The organism is Caballeronia sp. LjRoot34 (assembly GCF_964253815.1).
Taxonomy (GTDB): Bacteria; Pseudomonadota; Gammaproteobacteria; order Burkholderiales; family Burkholderiaceae; genus Caballeronia.
Genome location: NZ_CAXUSB020000003.1, coordinates 2,030,301 through 2,057,083, shown reverse-complemented (window position 1 = coordinate 2,057,083; position 26,783 = coordinate 2,030,301). Strand labels below are relative to the sequence as shown.

General features: G+C 59.2%; 19 protein-coding genes and 3 pseudogenes. 8 read left to right on the top strand and 14 right to left on the bottom strand.

The genetic code is table 11. The features are described 5' to 3' along the window. Window positions 1-60: 60 nt before the first annotated feature. Together ACSQ36_RS40095 and ACSQ36_RS40090 are read left to right on the top strand one after the other, a co-directional pair. On the top strand, window positions 61-2,916 hold the full coding sequence (locus tag ACSQ36_RS40095) for an ATP-binding protein (RefSeq protein ID WP_436186388.1): 2,856 nt from the start codon (window positions 61-63) through the stop codon (window positions 2,914-2,916). Between the two features lie 231 nt (window positions 2,917-3,147). Then, window positions 3,148-3,960: a helix-turn-helix transcriptional regulator gene (locus tag ACSQ36_RS40090; protein WP_213767796.1), complete on the top strand. Its 813-nt coding sequence runs from the start codon at window positions 3,148-3,150 to the stop codon at window positions 3,958-3,960. On the opposite strand, the gene ACSQ36_RS40085 is transcribed toward ACSQ36_RS40090, so the two are convergent. From ACSQ36_RS40085 to ACSQ36_RS40065, 5 genes are all read right to left on the bottom strand, one after another. Further along, window positions 3,957-5,063: a porin gene (locus ACSQ36_RS40085; RefSeq protein WP_436186492.1), complete on the bottom strand. Its 1,107-nt coding sequence runs from the start codon at window positions 5,061-5,063 to the stop codon at window positions 3,957-3,959. The genes ACSQ36_RS40090 and ACSQ36_RS40085 overlap by 4 nt on opposite strands. 107 nt (window positions 5,064-5,170) lie before the next feature. Further along, a complete protein-coding gene (locus tag ACSQ36_RS40080) occupies window positions 5,171-5,641 on the bottom strand; it encodes a RidA family protein (RefSeq protein WP_436186387.1) in 471 nt (156 codons plus the stop codon). A gap of 20 nt (window positions 5,642-5,661) precedes the next feature. Beyond that, window positions 5,662-6,741, bottom strand: coding sequence for an aminotransferase class V-fold PLP-dependent enzyme (locus ACSQ36_RS40075; protein WP_436186386.1), 1,080 nt, complete (start codon window positions 6,739-6,741; stop codon window positions 5,662-5,664). Further along, on the bottom strand, window positions 6,738-8,057 hold the full coding sequence (locus ACSQ36_RS40070; protein WP_436186385.1) for an APC family permease: 1,320 nt from the start codon (window positions 8,055-8,057) through the stop codon (window positions 6,738-6,740). Before ACSQ36_RS40070 ends, ACSQ36_RS40075 begins: the two co-directional genes overlap by 4 nt. A 1,044-nt stretch (window positions 8,058-9,101) precedes the next feature. Next, complete coding sequence (locus tag ACSQ36_RS40065; protein WP_436186491.1) at window positions 9,102-10,091, bottom strand: zinc-dependent alcohol dehydrogenase family protein; 990 nt, start codon at window positions 10,089-10,091, stop codon at window positions 9,102-9,104. Window positions 10,092-11,077: 986 nt separating this feature from the next. Between ACSQ36_RS40065 and ACSQ36_RS40060 the strand changes: the two genes are divergently transcribed. Beyond that, window positions 11,078-12,073 carry a zinc-dependent alcohol dehydrogenase family protein gene (locus tag ACSQ36_RS40060; protein WP_436186384.1) on the top strand — a complete coding sequence of 332 codons (996 nt, stop codon included), beginning with the start codon at window positions 11,078-11,080 and terminating at the stop codon, window positions 12,071-12,073. Between the two features lie 67 nt (window positions 12,074-12,140). Here ACSQ36_RS40060 and ACSQ36_RS40055 read toward each other — a convergent pair. Together ACSQ36_RS40055 and ACSQ36_RS40050 are read right to left on the bottom strand one after the other, a co-directional pair. Then, window positions 12,141-12,416 (bottom strand): annotated as a pseudogene (locus ACSQ36_RS40055) (peroxidase family protein); the annotation flags it as partial. A gap of 482 nt (window positions 12,417-12,898) precedes the next feature. After that, complete coding sequence (locus tag ACSQ36_RS40050; protein WP_213767789.1) at window positions 12,899-13,273, bottom strand: winged helix-turn-helix transcriptional regulator; 375 nt, start codon at window positions 13,271-13,273, stop codon at window positions 12,899-12,901. A 111-nt stretch (window positions 13,274-13,384) separates the two neighbouring features. Here ACSQ36_RS40050 and ACSQ36_RS40045 point away from each other — a divergent pair, with 111 nt between their 5' ends. After that, entirely contained in the window at window positions 13,385-14,119 is a 735-nt protein-coding gene (locus ACSQ36_RS40045; protein ID WP_436186383.1) for an SDR family NAD(P)-dependent oxidoreductase, read from the top strand. Between the two features lie 132 nt (window positions 14,120-14,251). Here the strand turns inward: ACSQ36_RS40045 and ACSQ36_RS40040 are convergent. Further along, window positions 14,252-14,545 (bottom strand): annotated as a pseudogene (locus tag ACSQ36_RS40040) (homocitrate synthase/isopropylmalate synthase family protein); the annotation flags it as partial. 434 nt (window positions 14,546-14,979) lie between these two features. Between ACSQ36_RS40040 and ACSQ36_RS40035 the strand changes: the two are divergent. The 3 genes from ACSQ36_RS40035 to ACSQ36_RS40025 all read left to right on the top strand — a co-directional run bounded on the left by ACSQ36_RS40035 (window position 14,980) and on the right by ACSQ36_RS40025 (window position 19,688). Continuing rightward, a complete protein-coding gene (locus tag ACSQ36_RS40035; protein WP_436186382.1) occupies window positions 14,980-17,277 on the top strand; it encodes an alkaline phosphatase family protein in 2,298 nt (765 codons plus the stop codon). 174 nt (window positions 17,278-17,451) lie between these two features. Continuing rightward, window positions 17,452-18,918, top strand: a complete 1,467-nt coding sequence (locus ACSQ36_RS40030) for a cytochrome-c peroxidase (protein ID WP_213767786.1) — start codon at window positions 17,452-17,454, stop codon at window positions 18,916-18,918. 98 nt (window positions 18,919-19,016) lie between these two features. Further along, window positions 19,017-19,688: a hypothetical protein gene (locus tag ACSQ36_RS40025; protein WP_436186381.1), complete on the top strand. Its 672-nt coding sequence runs from the start codon at window positions 19,017-19,019 to the stop codon at window positions 19,686-19,688. Between the two features lie 39 nt (window positions 19,689-19,727). Here the strand turns inward: ACSQ36_RS40025 and ACSQ36_RS40020 are convergent, their stop codons facing one another. The 6 genes from ACSQ36_RS40020 to ACSQ36_RS39995 all read right to left on the bottom strand — a co-directional run bounded on the left by ACSQ36_RS40020 (window position 19,728) and on the right by ACSQ36_RS39995 (window position 26,355). Beyond that, window positions 19,728-20,624: a 2OG-Fe(II) oxygenase gene (locus ACSQ36_RS40020; RefSeq protein WP_436186380.1), complete on the bottom strand. Its 897-nt coding sequence runs from the start codon at window positions 20,622-20,624 to the stop codon at window positions 19,728-19,730. Between the two features lie 201 nt (window positions 20,625-20,825). Continuing rightward, window positions 20,826-23,222: a PAS domain S-box protein gene (locus ACSQ36_RS40015; RefSeq protein ID WP_436186379.1), complete on the bottom strand. Its 2,397-nt coding sequence runs from the start codon at window positions 23,220-23,222 to the stop codon at window positions 20,826-20,828. Window positions 23,223-23,483: 261 nt separating this feature from the next. Further along, window positions 23,484-24,653, bottom strand: coding sequence for a zinc-dependent alcohol dehydrogenase (locus ACSQ36_RS40010; protein ID WP_436186490.1), 1,170 nt, complete (start codon window positions 24,651-24,653; stop codon window positions 23,484-23,486). Window positions 24,654-25,018: 365 nt separating this feature from the next. Next, entirely contained in the window at window positions 25,019-25,405 is a 387-nt protein-coding gene (locus ACSQ36_RS40005) for a hypothetical protein (protein WP_213767781.1), read from the bottom strand. A gap of 76 nt (window positions 25,406-25,481) precedes the next feature. Then, window positions 25,482-25,889, bottom strand: a complete 408-nt coding sequence (locus ACSQ36_RS40000; RefSeq protein ID WP_213767780.1) for an Hsp20/alpha crystallin family protein — start codon at window positions 25,887-25,889, stop codon at window positions 25,482-25,484. 31 nt (window positions 25,890-25,920) lie between these two features. After that, a complete protein-coding gene (locus tag ACSQ36_RS39995) occupies window positions 25,921-26,355 on the bottom strand; it encodes an Hsp20/alpha crystallin family protein (protein ID WP_436186378.1) in 435 nt (144 codons plus the stop codon). Between the two features lie 294 nt (window positions 26,356-26,649). On the opposite strand from ACSQ36_RS39995, the pseudogene ACSQ36_RS39990 reads away from it, so the two are divergent. Beyond that, window positions 26,650-26,757, top strand: a pseudogene (locus ACSQ36_RS39990) (DUF892 family protein); the annotation flags it as partial. Window positions 26,758-26,783: the final 26 nt, after the last annotated feature.

Sequence of the window (26,783 nt, the reverse complement as noted above, 5' to 3'; positions counted from 1 at the left end):
TGTGCGATACTTGAACGCCACTCTCCGACAGTTTCCCTTCACTCCCACAAAGGGTCTGAGATGGATTCGCGAACGCTGCAATTCGACGATTTTTCGTTCGGCACCACGGTCGTTGTGCCTCGCCGGCGCGAATTGCTGCACAACGGTGTCAAGGTCGAAATTGGTGACCGCACATTCGACCTTCTACTTGTTCTGCTCGAGGCCCGCGGCTCAGTCTTGAGCAAAGATCAGATTATTACGCTGGTTTGGCGAGACCGCATCGTCGAAGAGAACACGCTTGAAGGGCAGATTTCGGTGCTCCGGCGAGTGCTGGGCGATGACCGTGCCGCGATACACACAGTCACAGGAAGGGGTTACCAGTTCATTGGTGAACTCGCCGCGAAAGGGCCAACTGCAACCGGTGCGCCCGTCGCAGTAACGCCGCCCCCGGCGCTCTCCGGTGTTCGGCTTCCAGCGAATATTTCGCCGATCATCGGTCGAGAAAAGGCTTTGCGCGAAGTTGGCGAAGTGGCGCTGCGACATCGACTGATCACGCTCGTCGGTTCGGGAGGCGTTGGGAAAACCCGCCTTGCGGTTGAGACCGCACGTCAACTTATGCCGCACTTCGCCGACGGTGTGTACCTGGCGGAACTCGCTGCAACGTCATCGGCAGACTATCTGCCAACAACCCTTGCCGTGGCCCTGGGTTTTCCCCCCGGCGACGGCACGCCGTCTCTCGACAGGCTTGCAACGAGTCTCCATACGCGACATCTACTGCTCTTGCTCGACAATTGTGAGCATCTGATCCAGAGCGCCGCGCAAATGGCCGAAACGCTACTCCACATCGCTCCCCGCGCAACGATTCTCGCGACGAGCCGCGAGCCGCTACGCATTCCCGGCGAGTACGTCTATCGAGTGCCATCGCTCGAAGTCCCCCTTGACGACACTGCCGCGGATGCACGTGAATTCGGCGCCGTCCGGCTGTTTGAGGAGCGCGCCGGCGCCGATATCCACTTATGTAGCGACAGAGAATCTGCTTTGCCGCTGGAAGTGCGCATCTGCCGCCAGCTTGACGGAATTCCGCTAGCGATTGAACTCGCCGCGGCCTGTGTGCCAACGGTGGGCCTGCGGGGCGTTGCGGACCGTCTTGACGATCGCTTTCAACTCCTCACGCTTGGTGCCCGCACCGCGCTACCAAGACAGCAGACGTTGAGGGCTACCCTGGACTGGAGTTATAGCCTGCTGCCCGAGATTCAACGCACCGTGCTAGACCGGCTCAGCCTGTTCGCGGGCCCATTCTCGATGGAAGCTGCTCAGGCGGTGGCGAGCAGCGACGAGATATCGGCTAGCTTAATCGTTAGCGCGCTCATCGAACTGGTCAACAAATCACTTGTCTCCACCGTGCCCGACGCTGGAAGTGTTCGTTACAGGCTGCTCGAAACGACACGCGCCTACGCGCATGACAAGTTGCGCGCCGACGGCACCTTGAACGAATGGTCGAGCCGCCACGCACGCCACCTTCTTGGAATTTTCCAGCACGCCGAAGAGCAGGCGGCGGAACAGATCGATATTGACTGGAGCGCCGCCTACACACCGCATCTTGCAGACCTTCGAGCCGCAATCAAATGGGGCTTTTCGGCTGGAGGAGATCCGAAAATCGCGGCTGACCTGACAATCGCAAGCATCCCCCTTTCGATGCACCTCGCTCTGCTGGAGGAATGTCTTGCGCGTGTCGACAGGGCTCTCGAATGGCTTGCTCAAAACGGTGCCCCGATCGGTGAGCGGGAGATGAAGCTATATTCGGCGCGCGGTATGTGTCTACTGTGCCATGCCGTAGGCCCGGAAACGAGCACGGCATTCAGCACCGCACTGGATATTGCCACGCGCACCGGCAACGTGCCGTATCAGTTGCTCGGCATGTGGGGATGCTGGATGTGCTTATACCTTAACGGACAATACGCGAAGGCGCACCCGCTCTCAGAACGCTTTAGCGCCGTGGCAATGTCATCCGTGCGGACCTGCGACAGGTTGGCCGCGTACCGGTTGACAGGCATGTCGCATCTGTTCCTGGGCGAGGTTGGCGAGGCGCTCGCCAACCTCGTGCGCGCAACCAGCTCGCCCACTCAACTTCCCCGAGCACAGCGCATACGCTTCCTCTATGACGAAAGAATGCTGTCGCACGCCTCGCTCGCGCATACGCACTGGTTTATGGGGCGCATCGACCAAGCCAGGCTTGCGGCGCAACAATCGCTCGACGATGCGCGTGAGCTTGACCATCCCGTCTCGCTCTGCTACGCGCTGAGCGAAGCAGTCTGCACCCTCGCGGTCTTGACCGGAGACGAGGCGACTCTCGCCCAAGCGGTCGTGGCGATGACGATCGAAACACGACGTCACGGCATATCTACCTGGAAAGCTCGTGCGCAGATGTGGCAGGGGTTCCTCGAACTGCTTGCAGGATCTACTTCCGCTTATAGTCAGACGATCTACCCGGCGATGGTCGGCATCGGCTCGAAGCGCTTCTATGTTTCCCTGACGCCGTTTCTGTCAGCAACGGCCCAATTGCTCGCCAAGCATGGCAAGCTCGCACAAGCTGTGGATCTGATCAACCCAGCTGTTGAACGCGCAATGGAGACCGGCGACGAATGTTCGCTGCCTGAACTTCTGCGGGTGAACGCCGAACTGCTGCTGGCAACGCGAGGGCCATCTGCTGAATCGGCCGCTGAAGCGATGCTCAGCGATGCACTTGCGCAAGCACGGAGTCATCAGTTTCTCTCGTGGGAACTACGTTGCGCGACAAGCCTCGCTGCGCTCAAGCGGCGCCAAGGCCAAGCGCGGGAGGCGCGCGAGCTCATCGTACCTGTGTACCAGCGCTTCCTGGAGGGCCGGGATAGCAGCGATCTTAAGGCTGCGCGGGCATTGATAGACATTATCAACTGAGCCTCTCTCAATCGGGATCTTCCGTTACCCCAACAGCGGAAGTGACCTGATCGCATTTTCCTCGATTCAAGTTTTCTTCCGCGGTGTCTGGCCTTCGAAAAAGCCGCTAAACTAGTCAGCGGATTGGTATGGACTTAATCCGCGTCCAGCAAATCTCCTGCGATAGTCGCGTTGCACGTGCCGGTCGGCGTGCGCACCTTGCCGGAAAGCCCAGCTTAGCGAGAACGATTCTTGAAACAAAAACTGACTGATCTCATGATGTCGGAAAAGACAATCACTACCGGGGACGAGGAGCAGAAGCTCCTGGAGATTCTGGCTTCTGTTCTTGATGGCTTGAGTTCAGTCATCAGCGCCAATACCGAGTTGATCCTTCATGACATGCGAAATCCGGCGCACTCAACGTTCGCGATCGTCAACGGCCACGTGACGGGGCGGCAAGTCGGGGATCCGATTATCGCTGCACCGGTGGACGATAAAGGCTTCGACCTCCTGCTGAACACCCGGCCGCCGTCGAAAGGCATCACCACCTCGGTGGGGCGCTACCGGTCTCGTACCAAAGATGGCAGAGAATTGTTATCGATGACCGTACTGCTACGCAATAAGAAAGGCGCGCCCTTCGCTTCCGTTTGCGCGAATACCGACCTGACCGACTACCAGCTCCTTCACGCCAGCCTGGGAAGACTACTTGCCCGGCAAACCGAACCGGAACCGAAAGAGCCGGGGCATCGTCCAACTATCGACGAACTGATCGAAGATATCGTGAGCGGGGCCATTCAGCGCGCTGGCGTGCCGGTTGCATTGATGGACAAAAGCGAAAAATTGAAGGTAGTGTCAGAACTCACGAAGCGCGGTGTCTTCATGATCAAGGGCGCTGTCGAGCGAGTCGCACAATCGCTGTCGGTCACCCGTTTTACGGTCTATAACTACCTCGAAGAGCTCGGCCAACCACGTGGCGACAGCCTGGATTCGACCACAGCGCCGGTCCGGTCCAAGCGGCCGGCACTGAAACGACCGACGAAAAAACGCGGGGTCACGCTCCCCTAGAAATGTGTTCTCATCCCAAGTCCCACACCCGTCCTCGTACTGCGACCCGCGAACGTCAGGACAGGATTGTTGGGATCAGTGACGGATGCTCCACTCAGGATGTTCCGGTCAACCTCCACATAGACATCCGTGCGCTTGCTGAGCAGATAATCGACGTCCAGAAATCCCGTCCTGATCTTGCCGCCGTTGTCAGCGGTGACGTGGCTGACGTTGTCGAGAAACAGCCCCAACGAAGCAATGATATCGGGCCGCACCTTATAGCCGAAACCCGCCGAGAAGTAAGAATCCGTCCGGCGTGCGGTCTGCGTGTTGGCACCGGCGACCGTGTTCGCATTGCCTAACAGGCTCGTGTTCGCTAATGGCGAACCGGTCGTCGACGACGGCGCAAAGCCTGCGTCGCGCTTTGCATTGACGTACAACAGATACAGCGTTGCCGGTCCGACCGCGTAATTGCCACCTGCGCCAAAAATTACCAGCTTGTGGTCGGCTGCGTCTCGGGACTCTTGCGCAACACCGCCCACTTCCGCCCCGTTGCGGTTGTAGCTCAGCGCTGCGGCATTCGTACTGCCGACAGTCGTACTTCCTGGCTGGCCTCCCATACCGCGCTGCAGTTCCAGTGTGAAGGGGCCGCGAGAGATCGAATAATCGATTGTGTTGTCGTAGCGAACACCGACGATCCGCGGAAGGTATGCGTTCTCAAGATAGTTACCAATTCCCAACGGATCGAAATCGCTGAGCAAGCCGAACGGAATGCCGTAGATGCGTCCGGCGAGCAGCCGTCCATATGTCGGATTGCTCAGGCCCACCCAGGCTTGCCGCCCGAACAATTGGCCCTGCTGGTCGAAGGTTCCGTTGTTGAGCAGAAATCCGCTTTCAAGGTCGAACACCGCTTTCGTGCCTCCCCCCAGATCTTCGGCACCTCTGAATCCCCAGCGGCTGCCCTGTATGCCGCCTTCCGTCAGTGCGTACTGGCCGGCCGGCCCATTTGCGCCTTTGTTGTTGGTGGTATACCGCAGGCTGGTGTCGATCACCCCATAGAGGGTGACGCTCGATTGCGACGCACTGTGGTGGACACCGCGAGTGTCGCCATTGCCATCGTACAGGTGAGACGCTTCAATATTTTCATCTGCATTCCTATATTTATAGCGTGGATCTTCAGAGTTAAACGAACGTGTTTTTAGTTCCAGCCCGAGCTGATCAATCGACGGCGTTAGTCAGCGGCGCCTGGTTTCAGTGCTGCGATCAACTCGATCTCGACCGGTATATTGAACGGAAGAACATGCACGCCCAGTGCGCATCGGGTATGCAGGCCGTCCTGACCGAACAGATCGATTAGAAGGTCGGAGGCGCCATCGACTACCCGATGCTGGTAGTAGAAATCGGGCGCACTGCTCACCCACCCGGTCAGCTTTACGATGCGCATTACGCGCTCAAGACCGATCTCGGCATCGAGCGCCGCCAGCGCATTCAGCGCGGAAAGCCTCGCGGCCTGGTACCCCTGCTTCTCGGTAAGCGCTTCGCCGATGCGTCCCGTATAAACAGGCTTCGCACCAATGAGCGGCCCTTGTCCCGAGACAAAAATAAGGTTCGAAGCCTCGACCACAGTCACGTACGACGCGGCGGGTTTGGGTGCATCGGGTAAATCCAGTTGCAATTCTTTCAGACGTTGAAAAATAGTCATATTCTTGGTGTTCATCCAGGCTAAGCCGAAAGGACAGACAAGGCGTCTAGCAAGCGGTCGACATCTTCATCCGTGTTGTAGAAATGCGGCGAACATCGGAGCAGGCCGGAACGCTCTTCCACGTCGATGCCTCGTTTCCCCAGAGCGTCGCGCAATGAGCGGGCGTCGTCGGCGACGAGACTGACAATGCCGGCACGCGCGTCCTGAGGCGCTGCGACGGCGTAGCCGAGGCGCACGGCTCCCGCCGCGAGTCGTGCCGCGTTGCGCGCCACGGCCGAATGGATGTCGCGCCAGCCATAGGCCTGAAGATGTTCCAGCGTGGCGTCCAGTGCGTAGATACCGGGATAGTTGACATGCCCATAGTTGAGACTTCGTTCGGGTGGGAGATTCGGATAGCCGACATAGGCGGGTCGCATCTGATCGAATGCCCGCTGACTGACCGCGAGAATCGATAGACCGAATCCGGATAGCAACCACTTGAAAACGGCTCCGCAATAGATGTCGACGAATTCCAGCGATACGGGAATGGCGCCCATCGCCTGAATGCCGTCCACGACAAGCAGCACGCCATGGTCGCGGCACTTCCTGCCGAGTTGCTGAAGATCGATTGCCGTGCCTGTTACCCAGTGCACATGGGACACCGCGATCACGCGTGTTTTTCCGGTGATCGCGTTGCAGAGTGCGGCCGTGCGTGTGCTCTCGCCACCGGCCTCGACCACGACTATCTTCGCCCCTGCGGTTTGTGCACCGTGCCATGCATGCAATACCGATGGGAATTCATCAGCCAGGGCCACTATTTCGTCACCGGCGATCCACTTGATGCTGTGCGCCACGAGGTTCAACGCTTCAGTAGTATTACTTAAGAAATTGATGTGTCCGCCGAAGCCCCCGAACAATGCGCGCACGTTTCGTTCGGCCGATTCCAGACGACTGCGCCATTCGTGGCGCCCGTTGATGCCACGCGATTTTTCACTGTCGTAGAACTGCGCCGCTGCAGCGCCCTGCCCTGCCCAGGAAAGGCCGGCCGCCGCCGTATTCAGATAGCAGCGCTCGGCAAGATAGGGGAAATCCAGCTTGAGTGCTTCTGTATTGATGGTCATGCCCTGCGCTCCGTCATTGCAATAGACCGCCTGCGTGCGCTCAGCCAATAAGCCGTGCCGACGACCGCCCACACGGCCAGGATTGCATACGGTCGCCAGTCAGTCGTAATGCCGACGGCAATGATCGCAAGCGCGAGGGCCATACCGGTATAACCCCAACCCATGACAGCGCGTTTGCTGAGCCGGAACTTCGCTTCCTCATGCAGTGTGGGATGGTGCTTCGCGAGCCGCACCGCCGACCAGCAGTTGCTGAAGTACTTGAGCATTGTCGGGATGTTGACCGCCAGGAACAGGAACACCAGATTAGTACCGAGCAGCAATCCAGCAACGCTGCATACGAAGACGACAGTCGTGGCTACATGAGGGGTTTGCCACTTCGGGTGCACCTTGGCGAGCGCCGGAGGCAGTACCCCGTCGCGTCCCATTGCGAAAAGGAAGCGGGTAAATGTCATAAAAATGGCGTTGATGCTGGTCGAGATAGAGGCGACCGCCGCGAAGATGATCAACGGCTTGTTGAATGCGCCGAGGAAATGACTTCCCGCGTCAATCAACGGTGCGTCGCTGCCGGCGAGCGCCGGTGCGCCGAGCACGCCGAGTGTTACCGACGACACGGCAAGGTACACGATCCCGCTCAGCCCGACGGCCCATGCGATACCTTTACCAATCGCAGTCTTGCCGTTCTGAATCTCCTCACCCACCTCTGTCGCGCTTTCGATGCCCATATACAGCGAGATCAGCAGCGGCAGCGCAGCAACGACGCCACCCCATCCAAAACCGAGTATCGGTCGAAAGTGCATGGCCTGCACGGTTTCGAAACCCGCGACGACAAACACGCAGAAGGCAATCAGCTTGAGCACAACCAGGACGCGCTCGACCCGCGCCGCGAGCTGCACCCCGAACAGGTTTGCGAGGTAGAAGACAAACATGATCGCCAGCATCGTGGGCTTTTCGGGTACGACGACTGATTTGGATACGTACTTGACCATCACCAGCGCCAACACCACGATTGCACCCGTGTTGCCGAGAATACGCAGCCACGCGACCATGAATCCAACGTACGGATGCACGAACTTCGCAGGCCAGTCATACGACGCGCCCGAGCGCGGAATGATCGAACCCATGTACGCATAGATAACCGCAAAGACGACCATTGGAACTGCCGCGATAAGCAGTGCGACCGGCATGCCCGAGCCCGCCACTTTGGCGGCCGGCGCCATGATCGAAAATATCGATACCCCGACCGCAGATCCCACGCCGATTGCAACCACGTCGATGATGTTTATTCCTTTTTTCAGGTGCGAACGACTCTCCGCCATATGACCTCCATGCCGTGTTTGTTGTTTTTGAAAAGACCGCTGTTCTCACTTGGCTGCCGCCAAGGCGAGTAGGTCGTACTCGTGCCGACATCGAATAATTCAACATCAATTTTATGATGTCAACATTTTGTTGATTGGCTTTTCAAGACCTGGCGACGGCCTCTGGCGCACACCCGATAGCGCAACTCTCCCCGGTAATGAGGATAATTGTCGTGCACTATTTTCGATCTATTATTCTTACGCAGGCGTCGCAACAACCGTTTCCAATTTCGCTGGCGAACAGACTGTCGGGATGAAATGGGATCGAGACTCGGTTCCCGAAGGGGAAGAATCATTCATGTCGTTCTCGCAAAGCCATGGCAGCGGAATAGTGAATGATGGATTTGCACATGCGAGCGACTTTGAATAGGCTTCAGAGGGCCAATGACCCTCGACATTTTTTTGCGCACAAGGCTTGCAATTGATAGCTCGACAATCAACCCTCTGCGAGATTCGAAGCGCATTTGCGCAACGACGGCTTACGGCTGATCTTCGGCCGTAAGCCGCGACATCCGGAGCATCCCGGTCGCTTACGGGCCGCGGCACCTTCGAACATCTTGCACTCTGGACCCTAGCCAAGCCAAGCAGAATGGAAATGCATCTCGTCAGCCGGATCGATCAGATGGTGCGCGTCGCAGGCCGCGGGTTCGCTTTCAAGGCGAGCTAACGGATGCAGGCTGAGGACTCGAACAAGTACAGCGTCCGATGCTTCACTTTCCTCGCGAACTCATCTGGCCGGATGATCGATCAGCCTGGGTCGGTTCAGCGCCGGTTCGGTGTATTCAGTCTCGTCCGGAATATGAATGGACCGGTCAGCACGCAAGGCGGTCGAACAATTGGCGCACCGGGTTTCGCTAACGACTCGATCTCGATCGTTCTCATCACCACCTTAAATAGGTACCTTTAGTTATAACGCGGTGTCTTTTCGGCCAGACCGCTGCCCGCATTTTCTCCGGGGTTGTCGGGTACGTGGACCGCGAACTCAAGTACGGTCCACGACACCCGTTACACAGTAACTACAATCTTCCCAAACTGGTTATTGGCTTCCAGATAACGATGTGCATCGACTATTTCATCGAAGGTGAACGTCCTGTCGATCACTGGTGTCAGAGCACCCGACGTGAGGCCCGCCTTGATGAACTCGACGGCAGCCTTTTGACGCACGGGGTCCCCGGTGGTACTCCAGATCGTATAGCCGATAATCGTCGGAAGCTTGATCAGCAGATCGAGATAGGAAATTTGTGCAGGTTCTTCACTTAGCGCACCATACGCAAGCAGGATCCCACCGGTCTTCATGGCTTTGATAAGCTTGCCGAAACTCGGCCCACCTACCGGATCGAATACAACACGTGCCCCAACACCGTCGGTAATTCGCAGTACTTCCGCGACCAGGTCCTGCTCGTCAGTGACGATGACCTCCGCCGCGCCCGCCTCGATCAATTGCTGGCGTTTAGCCTTGGTCCGGGTCAAGGCGATCGGTGTTGCACCAACCATGTTAATAAGCTGGATCGAGGCCAATCCGACGCTGCTAGATGCAGCAGGGATCAGCACGAAATCGCCCGGTTGAAGTTTGGCGGCCTCGATAAAGGCGCCGTACACCGTAATAAACATCATCCAGATCGACGCCGCCTGCTCAAACGACAGACTCGGCAGATGTTTCACAACGGCCGACACGGGCGCGACGACCAGCTCGCCGTACATGCCGTACTGATTTTGCGAGAATGCCGGAACGGTATTGACCGCATCGCCCACGGCAAAACCTGTCACACCCGGACCGACAGCATCCACAAAGCCGGCTGCCTCATACCCGATCCGGGCGGGAAGTTTGACCTCCTCAATATATTCTCCGGTGCGCCACATTGATTCAGCTCGGTTCAGGCCAAGCGCCTTAACACGGATACGTAGTTCACCTGGTCCCGGCAAAGGTACGTCAATGTCTTTGAATTCGAGAACGTCGGGACCACCGTAGGTTGAGAACTGGACAATACGTGACATGTTGATTCCTTCAGATGTTAATAAGAAGCCGAATTGTTTTTCCACATCGGATTGAAAACTCAAAAGCTCGCTCGGCACCTGTGCGCCGGATGCACTCGGATGCGCTCTTTAGGTAGCCGTAAATCGTAGGTGAAATTCTGACCAACGGCCGTCGCGATGATTTCGCGTGGCCGATCGGAGTCTTGCCCCACCGCGAACCTGTTGGAGAATCCTAGCGATCCGAAGGGAGAAGATAATCAGCGAATTCATGACAGCAGTCTTCGAGGTGGACCAACAATCCCCAGTGCGCGGTATGTTTGCAGAATCCGATTTCGGCGCGGACTGCAAGCACGAACCCCGTCAACCGCACGACTGCAGGTCGGCACTCATCGCACAGCAGTGAAATTACGGGCTAGATCAGCCGGCACAGTGCCAAATGTGGATGAAAAGTGATCCCCATCGGCACGGTGCAATCGCGGATGGTAACGAGGCGGGCGAATCCGGCGTCCTGCCTAGGACGCAACCCTATGGCGCAACCCGCTTCGCGGGTACCGGATAAAGCGACTTCAGGCTATCCCCTCGTGCCGTCCCTGTCCTTGTGAATACCTGATGTGAACTGAGGCAACCTGAGATGATCTTTATATAGGTACATTGCCAAAGCGAATGGGCTAGGGTATTGCAACGACACCCGAGTCGCTCGCATTGATCCCGTTTTGGAATGACTCATATCCTGTCAAGCGCCTTCCCAGAGCGAACGGAGTTGGATAGATTCGCCCGGAGGCTTGGCATTCGGTTGAACGTCCCAGCGCTGGTCGATTACTGAAGGAAAGATGATGCGCGAACTTGACGATGTGATCCGCACCACCGTGGAACGGCAGGATGTTCTCTTTGCTGTCGCGATGGCCCCGGCGTTAAAGCAAAAGCCGGTTTGATCACAGATCGCACGTTGGATTGATGGCAGTGTCGATAACTCATTCTGCTTGTTAACATTTATTGAAGGACCAAAAATGTCACGCATCATTCAATTTGCCACCACCGGCGGTCCAGAAGTTCTCGAATTCAAAGACATCGAGGTGCCCTTGCCAGGGCCAGGTGAAGTGCGCATTCGCGTAAAGGCGCTTGGACTGAACCGCGCTGAATCAATGTGGCGCGCTGGCGGATATATGGAGGAGGTCAAGCTTCCCGGTCGGCTTGGCTATGAGGCGGCTGGATTGGTCGACGCTATCGGCCCGGACGTCACACGTTTTGCTGTGGGCGATGCAGTGAACACTGTTCCCGCATTTTCTCAAAACCAATACGGCATGTATGGCGAGTTGGTGCTCGCGCCGGTATCGGCGGTTGTGAAGCATCCGCCGAGCCTGTCGTTTGAAGATGCAGCGTCGATCTGGATGATGTTTATCACCGTGTACGGTGCCCTTATCGAGGCAGCGGACCTTCGGGCAGGTGACGTCGTGCTGATCACCGCTGCGTCTAGCAGCGTAGGACTGGCCGCGATCCAGCTTGCGAACATGGTAGGCGCAATACCTGTCGCTTTGACCCGGACCGCGGCTAAGCGTCAGCAGTTGCTCGACGCCGGCGCCGCGGCGGTCGTCGTGACTGACGAGCAGGATCTGATCGCGGAAGTGATGCGAATCACTGACGGTGTCGGCGCACGTGTCGTGTTCGACGCAGTAGGCGGACCGATTTTCGGCAAGCTCCTGAAAGCCATGAAGACCAGCGGAATCCTGCTTGTACACGGTGCGCTAAGCGAAGAACCCGCGCAAATCCCCTATCTCGATCTGTTGATCAAACTACCGACTATCATTGGCTTCGAGATAAAAACCTGGAATACGATGGGTGACCCGGTACGTCAAAAGGCAGCCGTTGAGTTCATTACGGCTGGCCTTGCATCGAGTGCTCTGAAACCGATGATAGCCAAGACGTTCACCCTCGACGAAATAGTCAATGCACACCGTTACCTCGAAGCCAACAATCAGTTCGGGAAGATTGTAGTCACTGTGTAATCGCCCCAGTGTGGATCGCAAGGCGGTTCACGATCCACAGAGATACGTAAGGCGCAGTCAGCGTCAACTTCACCGCCTGCTCGATGCCGGCGCTGCCGGCCAGGACAATCAGACCGGCGAGGGAAACTTTCTTGCCGCCTGGCTGTGCGCGGTTGAACTCGCCCTGGATACCTTCGAGGGCCTTCAGCACCTTCACCACTTGCTCAGGCTGGTTGACCGCCCAGTCTTTCTGCGGGGCGAGGCGAATGCGCGCGCCGTTGGCCCCGCCACGTTTGTCCGAGCCACGGAACGTAGAGGCCGACGCCCAGGCAGTCGACACCAGCTCAGAGACAGACAGTCCAGAGTAAGCGCGAATATGTCAGGTTTCACTGTCAACGAATGCGTGCTCCCGACCCTGAGCAGCCGCTGGGGGTGGTGAAACATTAATGGCGGCTTCCAGGACCGTTTCGGACATCGGCCCCGCTATTCGCTGCACCTCGTAGCCGGTGGTGCGTGCATATCGTTCGTGCGACGTGACAGGGCGCGCTTGCCGTCTTGCTCATTCCTTGCTCTCAGGAAACATACATCCGCCATTGCGGACCAGCGCCTTCACCTCTTCGTTTACCTCCATGGGGCTTCGACTTAATCGAGGAACGAACGCCTTGCTGCGCCGCACGTACGACTTCGAATCGTGCTTCGCACTCCAAAGGACTATGTTAAGCATGAGGGGAATGAGGTCCAGGTCAAGGGAGCAGAGACCGTCCGACTTCAGATCGGAAGAATTCGACCTGCCGCCCTCCCACGAACGCGGAGGGTCGCCCGACTCGGCGGTTCTTCAGCATCCTGCTAAAGCAAACTGTCGCGCTCGGCGAGAATGCTCACCATTTCTGCCATGTTCTCGGTTCCCCAGGTGCACAGCGGGACAATCTTGTCGGCCAGACTGCGGCCGAGCGGGGTCAGCGCGTAGTCCACGCGCGGCGGCACCTCTTTGTAGTCGGTCCGCGCCAGCACGCGATCGGCCTCCAGTTCCTTCAATTGCTGGATCAGCACCTTGGCGCTGACGCCGTGGACGTTGCGCTTGAGCTCGCCGTAGCGCTTCGGACCGTCGAGCAGGAAGTACAGGATCAGCGGCTTCCACTTGCCCGAGATGATGCTGAGCGTGGCGGCGAGCCCGTAGGAGTAGCGGCCACCGCAGTTTTGATTTTGAGTACAGTCAGTCATTTTTCATGGTTACCAAAAGGTGCATACTTGTCCTTAGGTTATCAGAACTGCATACTGTCCTCAAGCAAGCAGTTCCCTGCTTCCGTACTACTCCAAGGAAGGATGCACGACATGACCAGACTGAATGGAAAGACCGCTGTGATCACCGGTGGCGCCACCGGCATCGGCCGCGCCGCAGCAAAGCGCTTCATCGAGGAGGGTGCCTTTGTCTTCATCTTCGGCCGCCGGCAGGAATCGCTCGACGCCGCTGTGGCCGACCTCGGGCCCAATGCCCGCGCGGTGAAGGGCTCGGTCTCGGACGAGGCCGACCTCGACCGACTCTACGCAGCGGTGAAGGCCGAGCGCGGAACCCTCGACATCGTCTTCGCGAATGCCGGCGCGGGAAGCCAGCTTCCGCTCGGCAAGATCACCGCCGAGCACATTGACGAAACTTTCGACACCAATGTGAAGGGTACGATCTTCACGGTCCAGAAGGCGCTGCCGTTGATGGGCGAAGGCGGTTCGATCATCCTGACCGGATCGAGCGCCGGCACCACGGGCGCCCCGGGAATGAGCGCCTACAGCGCGAGCAAGGCGGCAGTGCGCAACCTCGCGCGGACCTGGGCGGAGGACCTGAAGGGCACCGGCATCCGCGTAAACGTGCTGTCGCCCGGGGCGACGGCGACCGAACTCGCGAAGGAAGCGCTCGGTGAGGAGGGCCAGAAGATCTACGCCGCGATGACTCCGCTCCAGCGCATGGCCGATCCGGCGGAGATCGGGGCCGTGGCCGCCTTTCTCGCGTCGTCGGACAGCAGCTTCATGACCGCCAGCGAGGTCGCCGTTGACGGCGGTCTGGCGCAACTCTGACGCGCTACGCCCGGGCCGGGCGCTCCATTCGATATTCGGAGCCCTTAGGGCGTGGTAAACCTAAGGACAACATATGAACTGCGCAATTATCGGCTTCGGCAAGATCGGCCAGGCTCTTGCTTAAGGGACAGTCGACATCAACATTCGGAGGTCGTGGTCACTGATCTCCGGTTGTTGGTCGGCGAGCGTCTTGAAGCGGATGAACGCCAGATCCAGTTCCGTTTCCTGTTCGGGCAGAATGGCCAGCGCCTGCAAGCGCTGCCTGAACACATTACGTCCTGACAATTTTCCGAGCACCAGCCTGCTGGCTTCCCACCCCACTTCTTCGGCGCGCATGATCTCATAGGTTTCGCGCGCCTTCAGCATGCCGTCCTGGTGAATGCCCGACGCATGCGCAAAAGCGTTCTCGCCCACCACCGCCTTGCTGTGCATACAGCCACAGTAGTTCGGCTATTGAAGGGTCGTCTTCAACGATCAGGATTGCAGACATTTACTGCTCGGGTATCGGCGCGAGGGAGATAGGTTGATGGGGCAATGGACCAAGTCTGCCCAAGTTCTCATTTGCGACTGAGGCGTGATCATAACCGGCTGCCTCACCCGTGTCTGAGAACTTCAGCGGTTTATCCAAACATCGATTTGTCACATTCTTCTGGTAACGAATTTCGCCAATCCAGGGGGCGACTCATCGTGAAACATCTACACGCACTAATCATTTCGAAAGCAAACGTTCAGGTTTCTGACCCCAAGATTTCATTTGGCGATGTTCCAATTCGGCCAGATTTAAAAGTAGTAAGAGAACGAAATAGTAAAAGTAAGGGAACGAGAAACTAGTACACCCATCCAACCGGGGACCCCCACATATGTCGGTCATTTCAACAAGTCGCACTGGTTTTCTTCTAACCTCAATCGCGGCAGCCTGCGTGCTGACCGCCTGCGGAGGCAACGACAACAATTCGCCGGCATCGGTCAGCAATAGCGGTGTGGTAGCCGCGGCCGGCTTCATGCCTGGCAGCACGACCGGCAATCCAACCCTCAAGGCAGGCTACTATGCCGGCGCCACCGTGTGCGTCGACGTGAACGGCAACGGCAAGTGCGATACATCGGAAGTCAGCACGACAACCGACAGCACCGGCCACTTCACGCTGCAGTCCACCGCCAGCGGCCCGTTGATCGCCGACGTGAGCACCAAGGCCACCAACACGGCAACCGGTGCAGCCGCCCCGAGCCATCTGATCCTGCGCGCCTCGGCTGCGCAGATCGCCGACCAGGGTGCGACGAACGTCGTGATCAGCCCGATGTCGAGCGAAGTCCAGCGTCTCGTCGAAGCGAACGGCACAGTCTACGCGACCGAGAAGAGCAACCTGGTCAACCGCCTGAGCGCACCGGTCCTGGGTGCAGCGTCGGTGTCGGTGCCGGCTGCTGACGTACTCAGCGATGTGAACAAGCTCTCGGGCCCCGAGCAGCAGGCTGTGCTGTTCGAAGACAACCAACTCGCGAACCGCTACACCTACGCCACGACCAAGCTCGACCGCGGCGACCTGTACCCCGACAACCTCGCCGTGCCCGGCGGCGACCCGTCGCTGGTCGGTGTTGCGGGCGTGAGCGCCGCAACGATCGTGAAGCCGACGCAGACGCAGGCACCCATCACGTTTGCGCAAGCCCAGCAGGCCGCGTTCAACGTCGAAGGCATCCCGCGCTACGACAACGTCTTCATCATCATGCTCGAGAACCACAGCGTGGCCCCGGTTACGGGCACCCCGGGGATTCTCGGTGCGACGCAGGCTCCGAACATCAACGCGTTCCTGAGCGCCAACAACCAGTTCACGACCTATTACTCGACGGGTAACCCGAGCGAGCCGAACTACACGGCACTCGGCGGCGGGGACGACTGGGGCATCGTGGACGACAACTGGTGGGGCTGTGCCGCCTCGGCCGCGCCGACGGACGTGGCGTTCACCGGTGGCAAGGCCTCGGACGGCCAGCCGCTCGTCGCGACTACCGCGTTGCCGCCGCAAGACTCCAGTCACCTGTCGGGCTTTGGGAGTTCGTCCTGCAACGTCACCGCCAGCGCCAACCACAACATCACGGCGCCGTCGATTTTCAACCTGATTTCGCAAGCGGGCCTGACATGGCGCTCGTATAGCGAATCGATGAACCCGGGCCAGGATCCGCGCGCCGACAGTATTGCCGATAACGCAATATCGGACACCTACACGGGTCCGGGCTCAGCCGGTGGGCCTTTCAAGGTTCCGGGTGCGCTGTACAAGACCAAGCACCATCCTGGCATGGCCTATCAGCAGACGCGCAGCCTGCCTGAGTTCTTCGCCGACAACCGCACCATCTTCGGCACGCAATACTCCGCCGCCGACTGGTCGAAAGCGACGGCGTACCCTGTCCCGGCCGGCTACAACACCGACCAGTTCAGCACCGACCTCGCGAGCGGTGACGTGGGCAATCTGAACTTCATCATGCCCGACCAGTGCGACGACATGCACGGCACTGGCTCCGATCCTTCGTGCCTCAGCGGCAGCGAGAATATCGTCCAGCGTGGCGATGACTACGTACGTCAGGTGGTCGCGAAGATCCAGGCATCGCCGATCTGGTCCAACAAGCAACGCAAGGTGGCCATCGTCGTGATGTTCGACGAAGGCGAAGGCAGTTCCACCTCGTGCTGTGGCTGGAACCCGGTGACGTCGAACGTCGGTCAGCAACCCCTCACGTTCGCGAACGGCAAGTTCACGCAGACGACAACGACGGATTACAGCGCGGGCAACCACGGTCACGGCAACTCGATCTTCGGTGTGGCGACGAACCAGGCCAACCCGAAGGTGATCGACAGCGACGAGTACAGCCACTTCGCGCTGGTGCGTACGCTGCAGGACATGTTCCAGGTCGCTGACCCGGCCCAGCCGCAGACGTACCTCGCTCGCGCGAAGTACACCGAGTCGTTCATCGCGAGCAACATCGTGAACCTCCCGGAACTCGCGGCCAGCGCGGATACGCACTTCGACTCCGTGCGTCCGATGAACCATGCCTACATCACGCCGGCAGGCTACACGCAGAAGCTGAACCCGGTCGATGTGACGGGTACGTCGCTGGCATCGCGCGCTCCGGGCCCGGACCCAACCCAGACCAACGTCTGGGCACTCGCCCAGTAAGCACGCGGCTCGCGGGAGGCGGCTCACTGCCTCCCGCTGCGGCAAGTGTGATCTCCCTGCCGGGCCGCGTTTTTTGTGGCCTGGCAGTTTCCGTTCTATCCGTCCCATCGCCAAGCGGCCTTCGGCCCTGTCAGGACCGCCCGGCGATTGGAGTCAGGGTTCCAAAGACTCGATATGCGAAAACTTTCCCTCGGCGCGATCTGCGCGCTCTCACTAATTTTGGCCGCCTGTGGCGGCGGTGGCAGCGGCGACTCGACCCAGACGTCGTCGGGCAGCCCATCGGGCGTCGTCGCGCCCCCGGCGCCGGTCACGCTTAGCGTGGCTGCACAAGTCGGCCAGCAGTTGTTCTTCGACCAGAATCTGTCAGGCGGCAAGAACATGGCCTGCGCCACCTGCCACAACCCTCAGTTCGCGTACGGGCCGCCCAACAGCCTGTCCGTGCAACTCGGTTCCGATCCGTCGCAGGCGGGCCAGCGCGCCGTGCCTTCATTGCGCTATAAATCCATGACGCCGCCCTACAACGACATCGCCGAGAACCCGGACGGCATCACCCAGAACGCGCCTGGCGGCGGTTTCATGCTGGATGGTCGCGCCGCGACGCTCGCCACCCAACCGGCCCTGCCGCTGCTCAATCCGATCGAAATGAACAACCCGTCGCCAGCCGCCGTGGTGCAGGCCGTACAGAAAGCGTCCTACGCGGCGCTGTTCCAGCAGGCATTCGGCTCAGGCGTGTTCTCTGACGCCAACGCCACGTTCAACGATATCGGTCTCGCCCTCCAGGCCTATCAGCAGGAAGATCCGAGCTTCGCGCCCTACGCGAGCAAGTTCGACCTGTATGTCTCCAACAAGATCGGTGGCACGTTGACAGCGGCGGAAATGCGTGGCCTCCAACTCTTCAATGACACGGGTACTGGCGCCGGATGCGTAGCCTGCCACTATGCCGGAGCGAACTTCAACGGCTCGGTCGCGCTCATGACCGACTTCACCTATCAGGCGATCGGTGCGCCGCGCAACGACACGCAGATCCCGGGCAACCCCGACCCGATCCCGAGCAACGCCGCTGCGTCGTACGTCGACATGGGTCTGTGCGGCCCGCTCAACAACCTCCACCCGCCGGGCACAGCCAGCAGCGGCGCGGGCCCGGATTCGATCACCGGCGTCAATGTCCCCGACCCATATTGCGGCCGCTTCAAAGTGCCGACGCTGCGCAATGTCGCGACGCGCTCCGTGTTCTTTCACAACGGCGTGTTCCACTCGCTCGTGCAGGTGCTGAATTTCTATAACACGCGCGACACGAACCCGGAGTACTGGTACCCAAGCACGGGCGGCAACCCCGGCCAGCCTGTGCAGAACCCGTCCTACGCGCTGTTCCCGACGTCCGCCTCGGGTGCGACGGCCCAGTCGTTCAACGATCTGCCAGTGGCGTACCAGGGCAATATCGACGAGGAATTGCCCATGGGCCAAGGTCAGACGGCGGCTGGCGGCACGACAGCGGCCGACGGTGCGCAGGCGCGCGTGGTCCACTCGGCGCCGCAGTTGACGCAGCAAAACATCGCGGACCTGGTCTGCTTCCTGAACACGCTGACCGACGGCTATCAAGTGCCCGCCACGCCGCCGGCCAGCGGCAACTGCGTGAACTGACAAAGCCATGGTCCAGGCGGGCGGCCTGCCCTATCGGGGGCCGTGCGTCGAAAAAATTCAACTCGTACTTTAGCAATCCAACCTGAGCAACAAACACCATGACGCGACGTTCCACCGCCGGCCGCATTGCTTGTGGCGCATTCGCCCTGAGCGCCCTGACCCTGATCGCCGGCTGCCATGACAAAAGCCAAGACGTCAGCCGGGAGAATTTCACGGCCACCATCAACACTTTTCTTGCCCAGCGTGGCCACCTGTGCCTCGCTAAATACGACTGGCCGATCTACGTGACAACGGACGATATGGCCGCCGGTACCCGCGACGCGTTACAGATGCCGGTACTTGAGAAACTCGGCCTGGTCGCAGGCAAGGACGTGGTGGTCGAACGCACCGACGAGAACAGCAAGAAGATCCGCGCGAACGCGCGCCAGTACCAGTTGACGGCCGACGGTCAGAAGTACTATCTGCATATTCCGGAAGTGGTGGCGACCGCCACCTCGCGCGTCACGCATCCGGCCGATTTCTGCGCGGCCACGCTTTCGCTCGACAAGGTAGTGGGCTGGGAGCGGCCGGCGCAGGTGAACGGCCAGACCGCCACCTCGGTCATCTACACCTACAAGATCGATCCTGCGCCGTGGGCCGGGAGTGCCGACGCGCAACGCGTGTTCCCGATGGTCAAGCGCGTGATCGAAGGCGAAGGCACGATGCAGTTGCGCGAGGGCGTGTATTTGACGTCGAAGGGCTGGGTCGCCGACGAGGTCTTCGTGCGCTGAAACCCAGCGGGCCGGAGGGGTGCTCAGCCGCCCCCCGGGTCACTCCACGCCGGACACGCGAGGCGCAAAGCGGCGCGTGCGGATCCATTTGGTGGCCACCCACTTCTCGCCCGTCCGCAAGGGCGTGCTTGCGTGCAGGGAGCTCGGGTCGGCGAGCCCGGAACGGTTGCCGTATTCGAAGTAGAGTGCCTGGCCGCGCCGCGGCACCACCGACCATCCGATCTGGGGGAACACGGTTTCACCTCCGCCTTCCACATCGTTCAGATACATCAGCAGTGTGCCCACACGCTGTCCGCTGCGCGCGATCGACTCTCGATTCGCCGGGTTGCCCGGGACCAGATAGTCGACATGCGGCATCGATTCGGCGCCCGCTTCGTAGTGCAGAAGTTGCAGGCCTTCGCCGTTCTCGGCAGGCAGGCCGGTGAGTGAGGCGATACGCGCTTCAAGGCGCGCGATCAGCGGGGTTTCGCCCAAGCGAAAAAACATGCCATGGCTACTGCGATGCCCTGCCACCACATTCCGCCCGGTCACGGGATCGACCACGGTCGAACGGTCTAGACGCGGCCGCGCGAGCGAGATCAACTGCTCGCATTCGTTCGCGCTGAGAAAATTGTCGAGCAGTACTGCGGCGGGCCGGTACATACGCGAAATCACGCGCACCTTGCGCTCACCGAGCCGGATCAGCGGATCGTTCGGCACCCGCAAGGGCTCCGCTTCATAGGTGAGCGGCGCACCGCCAATTTCGAGCGTCTCGCCTGGCAACGCCGTGCCGTACAAAAAAGCCGAGGAGACCGCATCGACCATTGCCGACGCGAGTTCGACTGCGTTATTTCGATCGACGAGCTCGCGCACAATCACCGGTGGCGCAACGCCGCGGGTGAGATTGTGGGTGATCCAATCGCGCACTTCGACGGGGAAGCTAACTGTTATGGACATCGGAATGGCAAGCGATAAGCTGGAAGGGTTGTGTTGTCGTGAGGCCTGAAATCACTGCCATGATAACGGTTCTCTACACCTCTACACCGTCAGTGAATAGAACAAAGTGACGGTGCCTCGTGCGGTTCTGATGTGATGGACGACTCCCTCCCTTCGGGGTAGGCATAGGCCAAAGTGGAGACTCGCACGTCTGCGGCGCGATTAACGACTGGCAGAGCGCGAGGCGCCTCGAATCGCCCCAAGGGCGTCATTGAGTTCGTCTATCGCGTAGGGCTTGCGCAGCGTCTTGGACGGAAATTCAAACAACAGATCGTCGGGCAATTCATCCCCCGACGCAAATACAACGTGAAGATCGGGATCCGCAGCGACAGCCTGTCGTGCCAGCTCGATTCCAGAAGTCCCGGGCAGATTCAAGTCAGTCAACAGCACGTCGAACCGCTCAGAGCGCAGGTGCTCCATCGCCCGGGCCGCATCCGCCGCCTTCACCGCTTCATGACCCAGCATCTGCAGGATTTCACAGACCGCATCCAGAGAAGCCGCGTCGTCCTCGACCACAAGGACATGCAACGGCGTGGCTGGCAGCGAGACCGCATTGGCTGGTGCGGTATCCGGGCTGTCAGCGGTTGCCGGGAGCGTCTCTCCCGGCGTGCCAAGAATGTAACGCAGCTTGTGTGCCAATTCTTCCTGGCTATAGGGCTTGCTGAGAAGTTCGACTCCCGGATCCAGTCTTCCTCCATGCACGATCGCATTCTGCGTGTACCCGGAGGTAAACAAAATCTTCAGGTGAGGTAGCAGCAAGGCTGCTTGCCGGGCCATTTCGGGGCTCCGCAGCGTGCCGGGCATGACGACATCGGTGAAGAGGACGTCAATGTGAACGCCGCTGCGGATCACGGTCAGCGCCTGCTCCGCATTGTCGGCCTTGAGAACGGAATAACCCAGTCCCACCAGCATGTCGATCACCGTCGACTGAACCTTCGCATCGTCCTCCACGACCAGTATGGTCTCTTTGCCGCCCATCAGCACCGTGTGCTCGTTCCTTGATTGTGGATCAACGGCAGCCTCTATCGACCTCGGCAGATAAATCCTGACCGTCGTGCCATGTCTCACTTCGCTGTAGATCCTGATGTGTCCGCCACTCTGCTTCACGAAGCCATAAGCCATGCTCAGGCCGAGACCCGTGCCTTGTCCCTCCGGCTTGGTCGTAAAGAACGGGTCGAAGGCGCGCTCGACGACATCCGGGGGCATGCCTGCGCCGGTGTCCGTCACCCCAAGCATCACGTATTGGCCCGGAGGAACATCCGTGAGGGGTCGCACATAACGATCGTCCAGCATCGCGTTGGCCAGTTCAATGGTGAGACGTCCACCCGCGGGCATTGCGTCGCGCGCATTGATCGCCAGGTTCAGCACCACATTCTCGAGCTGGTGGGTATCGACCAGCGTATTCCACAGGCCGGCAGCAACGACTGTCTCCACGTTGATCGTCTCGCCCAGCGCACGAGCCAGCATGCTGTCGATCCCGCGAACCATCGCGGCCAGGTTCACCACGACAGGGCGTAACGCCTGTCGCCGACCGAACGCCAGCAGTTGTGAGGCGAGCTTCGCGCCACGCTCGACAGCATCGATTGCGTGGGCGAGTCGCACGCCACTCCAGGCATCCCGGCGATGCCGGTTCTCCAGTAATTCGAGATTTCCCCTCAGCACCTGCAGTACGTTGTTGAAGTCGTGGGCAACACCGCCCGTCAGCTTGCCAATTGCTTCCATTTTCTGCGCCTGGAACAGCGCCGCCCGCGTTTGTTCCAGCAGCTCATTGGCCTCGCGCCGCTCGGTGATGTCCTGCGTGATCTTTGCAAAGCCGACGAGCGCTCCGTCGTGTTCGCGGATTGCGTCAATGATCACGTGGGCCCAGAAGGTCGTCCCGTCGCGACGTACTCGCCAGCCTTCTGCCTCGAAGCGGCCATCGCGCGTGGCTGTCTCCAGACCACGCTGCGGTACCCCGGCAGCGGCGTCTTCCGGCGTATAGAATCTCGAGAAATGCGAACCGACGATCTCCTCCTCGCTATATCCCTTGATGCGCCGTGCGCCGTTATTCCAGTTCGTCACATAACCGTCGGGCGAGAGCATGAAGATGGCGTAGTCCGTCACTCCCTGAACCAGTAGCCGGAAACGCCGTTCACTTTCGACCACGGCCTCGTGTGCCTTGCGTTTCTCGCTGACGTCGCGCACCACCTGCACGGCCCCCCGGAACGCGCCCCCCGCGTCACTCAGCGCGGTCGTCACCACGCTCGCCCAAAAGGTGCTGCCATCCATCCGCCGACGCCACCCCTCCGAATCATGGCGTCCCATTCGGCGGACAGTGTCCATAAGCGCATCGGGAACTCCATTGTGGCGATCGTCATCGGTGTAGAGGACGGAAAAATGCTGGCCGATGATTTCTTCGGGTCGATATCCTTCGATCCTGGCGCCGCCTGGATTCCAACTGGTGACTTTGCCTTCGGGCGTGATCAGGAAAATCGAGTAGTCCGCTGTCGAGGCAACCCATTGCCGGGTCCAGTCGTCGTTGGCTTCGAATTGCGTGTTTTGCGGTTCTTGCGTCGTCATCGGTGCCTTAGCCATCCGTGAGTTTCTGTTTTCGGGCCGTAAGCGCGGGCATGGCCACGACACAGGCTTGTGTCGATCCGCTCCCGACGTCGTTGAGCATCGGTTGAGAAAGTGCGCCGACGCCGAAAATGGCAAAGACGGAGTTAAATATTGACTCATTTTTAATAACTCCGCTACGCTGGCCTGACAGCTTGTAGTCCCACCCTGTATAACGACACGACTTCCGGCCGACCGCGACCGTGAGCCACCGGTGCGCGTCCGCTATGGCTTGAGGACCACCTTGATACAGCCGTCCTCCTTGTCGCGGAATGTCTTGTACATGCCGGGTCCGTCTTCCAGCGGGACCGTGTGCGTAATCACAAACGAAGGATCGATCTGGCCTTCCTGAATTCGATGCAGTAAGTCGTCTGTCCATCGGTTCACGTGCGTCTGGCCCATTTTCCATGTGAGCCCTTTGTTCATAGAGGCGCCAAACGGAATCTTGTCGATCAAGCCGCCATACACACCCGGCACGGACAGGATGCCCGCAGGACGGCAGACGTAAATCATTTCCCTCAAGACGTGCGGCCGGTCGCTCTCCAGCATGACGGCCTGTTTGACGCGGTCATACATGGCATCAAACGATCGAGTGGCATGAGACTCCATGCCCACCGCATCGATACATTTCTCCGGCCCCTTACCATTGGTCAACTCTTTCAACCTGTCAAGCACGCTTTCCTCATCGAAGTTAATCGTAATTGCACCGCCCTCCTTTGCCATCGCAAGCCGCTCCGGTACCCGGTCGATTACGACAACCTGCTTCGCCCCGAGTAGTACGGCACTGCGGATCGCCATCTGCCCAACAGGCCCGGCGCCCCAGATTGCGACCGTATCGTCGGGCTGGATATCGCAATTGACCGCCGCCTGCCAGCCAGTCGGAAAAATATCGCCCAAGAACAAGACCTGCTCGTCAGTCAGACCATCAGGTATTTTCACGTGGGTCGTGTCGGCCATTGGTACCCGGACGTATTCGGCCTGGCCTCCGGCGTATCCACCGGTCAAATGGGAATATCCGAAAAGCCCGGCAGTTGAATGGCCGAATACTTTGTCAGCCTTCTCCTTGTTACGATTGCTTCGCTCGCATACGGAGAAGTTGCCGCGCTTGCACTGGTCGCACTCACCGCAGAATATCGTGAAGGGAATGACGACCCGATCTCCGATCTGCAGTGCTTTGTTATCCATACCTACCTCGACCACTTCGCCCATGAATTCATGGCCCATGATGTCGCCACTTTCCATCGTCGGCATGAAGCCATCGAACAAGTGCAGGTCCGAGCCGCAAATCGCGCAGGTCGAAACCTTGATGATCGCGTCGCGCCCTTCCTCAATGATTGGATCCGCAACCGTGTCGCAACGGATATCGTGCTTGCCATGCCAACGAAGCGCTCTCATTTTCAGCTCCTGAATAACGATGTGCCGAGGCTCGTGAGGAAAGGCCTGAAGAATCGCTCGACACAGTCTATCCAGCAACCACTATTCCAACTCATGGTTACCGCGTGTTCATTGCCATGATCGGACGCCGCGATGATTGTCGATCACGGTGTACAGTCGTCCGGAAGTGCGGCGAGAAGTGGAAATTTCTTGGGGCGGCATGTTGCATTCCGAGCTTTGCGAAACGTTCCCTACCCTGCAAGGGGCACCCCGATCACTCCATAAATAAAGCCGGCGAAAGTGTCTTGTTGAACCGAAGTTCAATACGTGTACGCGACGAATCGCATCGGCAGGGCTGAGGTCAGCGGAGTACGGACCGTTCGGGCTCACTGGATCGGCGGCACTGAGCCGAGCTTCTGCGAAAGCAGCCGCTCGTAGAGGCCAAAGTTCAGGTCAACTTCCCTCTGCTCGACGGCATTGACCGTCATCGTGACCTGTTCGGGCAGTACCCCCAGCACGGTGGCCAAGGCAACTTCGAGCTGCGCCACGCAGCGCCGGTCATCGGGCATCGTAGTTCCCACGAAAATGTCATAGGCCTTGTCCTGGTCGCGATAGACTACTTCCACCAGTCTTGCGCGTGCACTCATGTTGTTCTCGATGGCAAGACGCGCGACGTCGGCCACCGTATGCAAGGTCTCGGTGGGAAAACCGCGAGTCGCACGCAGGCGAACCCGGTGTTTGCCCAAGGTCTTCCAGTCAGTTTCAAATTCCACGGCAGGCTCCCGTTAGCTGGTCTGTCGATGTGGCGCCCACGATGGGAGTCAACCATTCGCGGGCGCCTCAAGGTATTTATCCAACGCTGACTTCAATGCGGCGCGGCCGTGCTTCCTCTCGGCGCGGAATGCTGAGTTTAAGCACGCCGTCGCTAAGATTGGCATCGATCTTCGCAATATCGAAGTCCGCGCTCAATGAAAATGCTCGGGCGAAACGTGGCTCGCGAATCTCCGCGTGATGCAAGCGCAGGCCGTCAGGTGTGTCGATCGACGCCTGGCCTTCAATGAAGAGATTGCCGTCCTGTACGTGGACGTTCAACCGGTCCCGCGATACGCCCGGCAGATCGGCCCATAACGTGATGCCATGCGCGTCCTCGTAAATATCGACGGCAGGAACGATCGCGGGACCCTTTTGCGCCTGTGTGTCACCGTTGCGCGCGACAGTGCCGGTATTGCGTTCGGCGAGCTGGGTCTGAGTATTCATGATGCTCTCCTCCAATGAGGTAACGGGTTGGTCATTGAATTGCGATAGTGCGCGGGCGCGACGTCTCGCGCTTGCCAATACTGATCGTCAGGCAACCGTTCGCGTAGCGCGCCTTCACGTTGTCCGGGTCGGCATCGCGCGGTAACTCGATTGCGCGGCGGAAGGCGCCGGCAAAGCGTTCTTGCGCATAAGAACGTCCTTCCGACTGGGGCTCGACACGCGCACGCTCGCCGCTGATGGTCAGCAACCCCTTGTCCACGGTCAGTTCCAGTTTGGCCGGATTGATCCCGGGCGCAAACGCGACAATCTCTACGGAGTCGTCCGTGCTCCCGAGGTTAATTTGCGGAAAGCCGCTTAGCCGCGACGCGCGGATGCTTGATGGCAGGCCGGTGAACAACGACGACATCTGACGCTGAAAACGGTCGAGCTCATCAAACAGGCTGTTATTGAAAAGAAGATCACTCATGGCTGCTATCTCCCAAATTGCGGCAGGAGACGAACCGGCATACGCGCTCCAGTTCGTCTGCCCAAGCCTCGGACAAACCAATCGAAACACGCAGCGCGAACACCGCGACTGCTTACGGAATCGAAAATAGAACATCGTTGGAAATTTTCAAGAGATCCGGCTCAAAATTTTTTATCTTTTTCCAGACCACAATCATCCGCTTGAGGCCGTACTAAACCGGCTACGTTGATTGCATTTTCGATGCGTGCCCGAGGCGCAGACATCATTCAACGCTCACTTACCAAGGATTTCCCCATGGCCACTAAGACAATGCAGGACCTGTTTATCCACGCTCTTTCTGATGTTTATAGCGCGGAGAAGCAACTGACGAAGGCACTGCCCAAACTGGCTCGCACCTCGACCCACGTGACTCCGCCGCGGTTTCATTT

Coding starts and splice junctions, on each gene's coding strand:
- ACSQ36_RS40095 (WP_436186388.1), top strand. CDS start 61: ATGGATTCGCGAACGCTGCAATTCGACGATTTTTCGTTCGGCACCACG.
- ACSQ36_RS40080 (WP_436186387.1), bottom strand. CDS start 5,641: ATGACTATTTTTCAACGTCTGAAAGAATTGCAACTGGATTTACCCGAT.
- ACSQ36_RS40075 (WP_436186386.1), bottom strand. CDS start 6,741: ATGACCATCAATACAGAAGCACTCAAGCTGGATTTCCCCTATCTTGCC.
- ACSQ36_RS40070 (WP_436186385.1), bottom strand. CDS start 8,057: ATGGCGGAGAGTCGTTCGCACCTGAAAAAAGGAATAAACATCATCGAC.
- ACSQ36_RS40065 (WP_436186491.1), bottom strand. CDS start 10,091: ATGTCACGTATTGTCCAGTTCTCAACCTACGGTGGTCCCGACGTTCTC.
- ACSQ36_RS40060 (WP_436186384.1), top strand. CDS start 11,078: ATGTCACGCATCATTCAATTTGCCACCACCGGCGGTCCAGAAGTTCTC.
- ACSQ36_RS40050 (WP_213767789.1), bottom strand. CDS start 13,273: ATGACTGACTGTACTCAAAATCAAAACTGCGGTGGCCGCTACTCCTAC.
- ACSQ36_RS40045 (WP_436186383.1), top strand. CDS start 13,385: ATGACCAGACTGAATGGAAAGACCGCTGTGATCACCGGTGGCGCCACC.
- ACSQ36_RS40035 (WP_436186382.1), top strand. CDS start 14,980: ATGTCGGTCATTTCAACAAGTCGCACTGGTTTTCTTCTAACCTCAATC.
- ACSQ36_RS40030 (WP_213767786.1), top strand. CDS start 17,452: ATGCGAAAACTTTCCCTCGGCGCGATCTGCGCGCTCTCACTAATTTTG.
- ACSQ36_RS40025 (WP_436186381.1), top strand. CDS start 19,017: ATGACGCGACGTTCCACCGCCGGCCGCATTGCTTGTGGCGCATTCGCC.
- ACSQ36_RS40020 (WP_436186380.1), bottom strand. CDS start 20,624: ATGTCCATAACAGTTAGCTTCCCCGTCGAAGTGCGCGATTGGATCACC.
- ACSQ36_RS40015 (WP_436186379.1), bottom strand. CDS start 23,222: ATGACGACGCAAGAACCGCAAAACACGCAATTCGAAGCCAACGACGAC.
- ACSQ36_RS40010 (WP_436186490.1), bottom strand. CDS start 24,653: ATGAGAGCGCTTCGTTGGCATGGCAAGCACGATATCCGTTGCGACACG.
- ACSQ36_RS40000 (WP_213767780.1), bottom strand. CDS start 25,889: ATGAATACTCAGACCCAGCTCGCCGAACGCAATACCGGCACTGTCGCG.
- ACSQ36_RS39995 (WP_436186378.1), bottom strand. CDS start 26,355: ATGAGTGATCTTCTTTTCAATAACAGCCTGTTTGATGAGCTCGACCGT.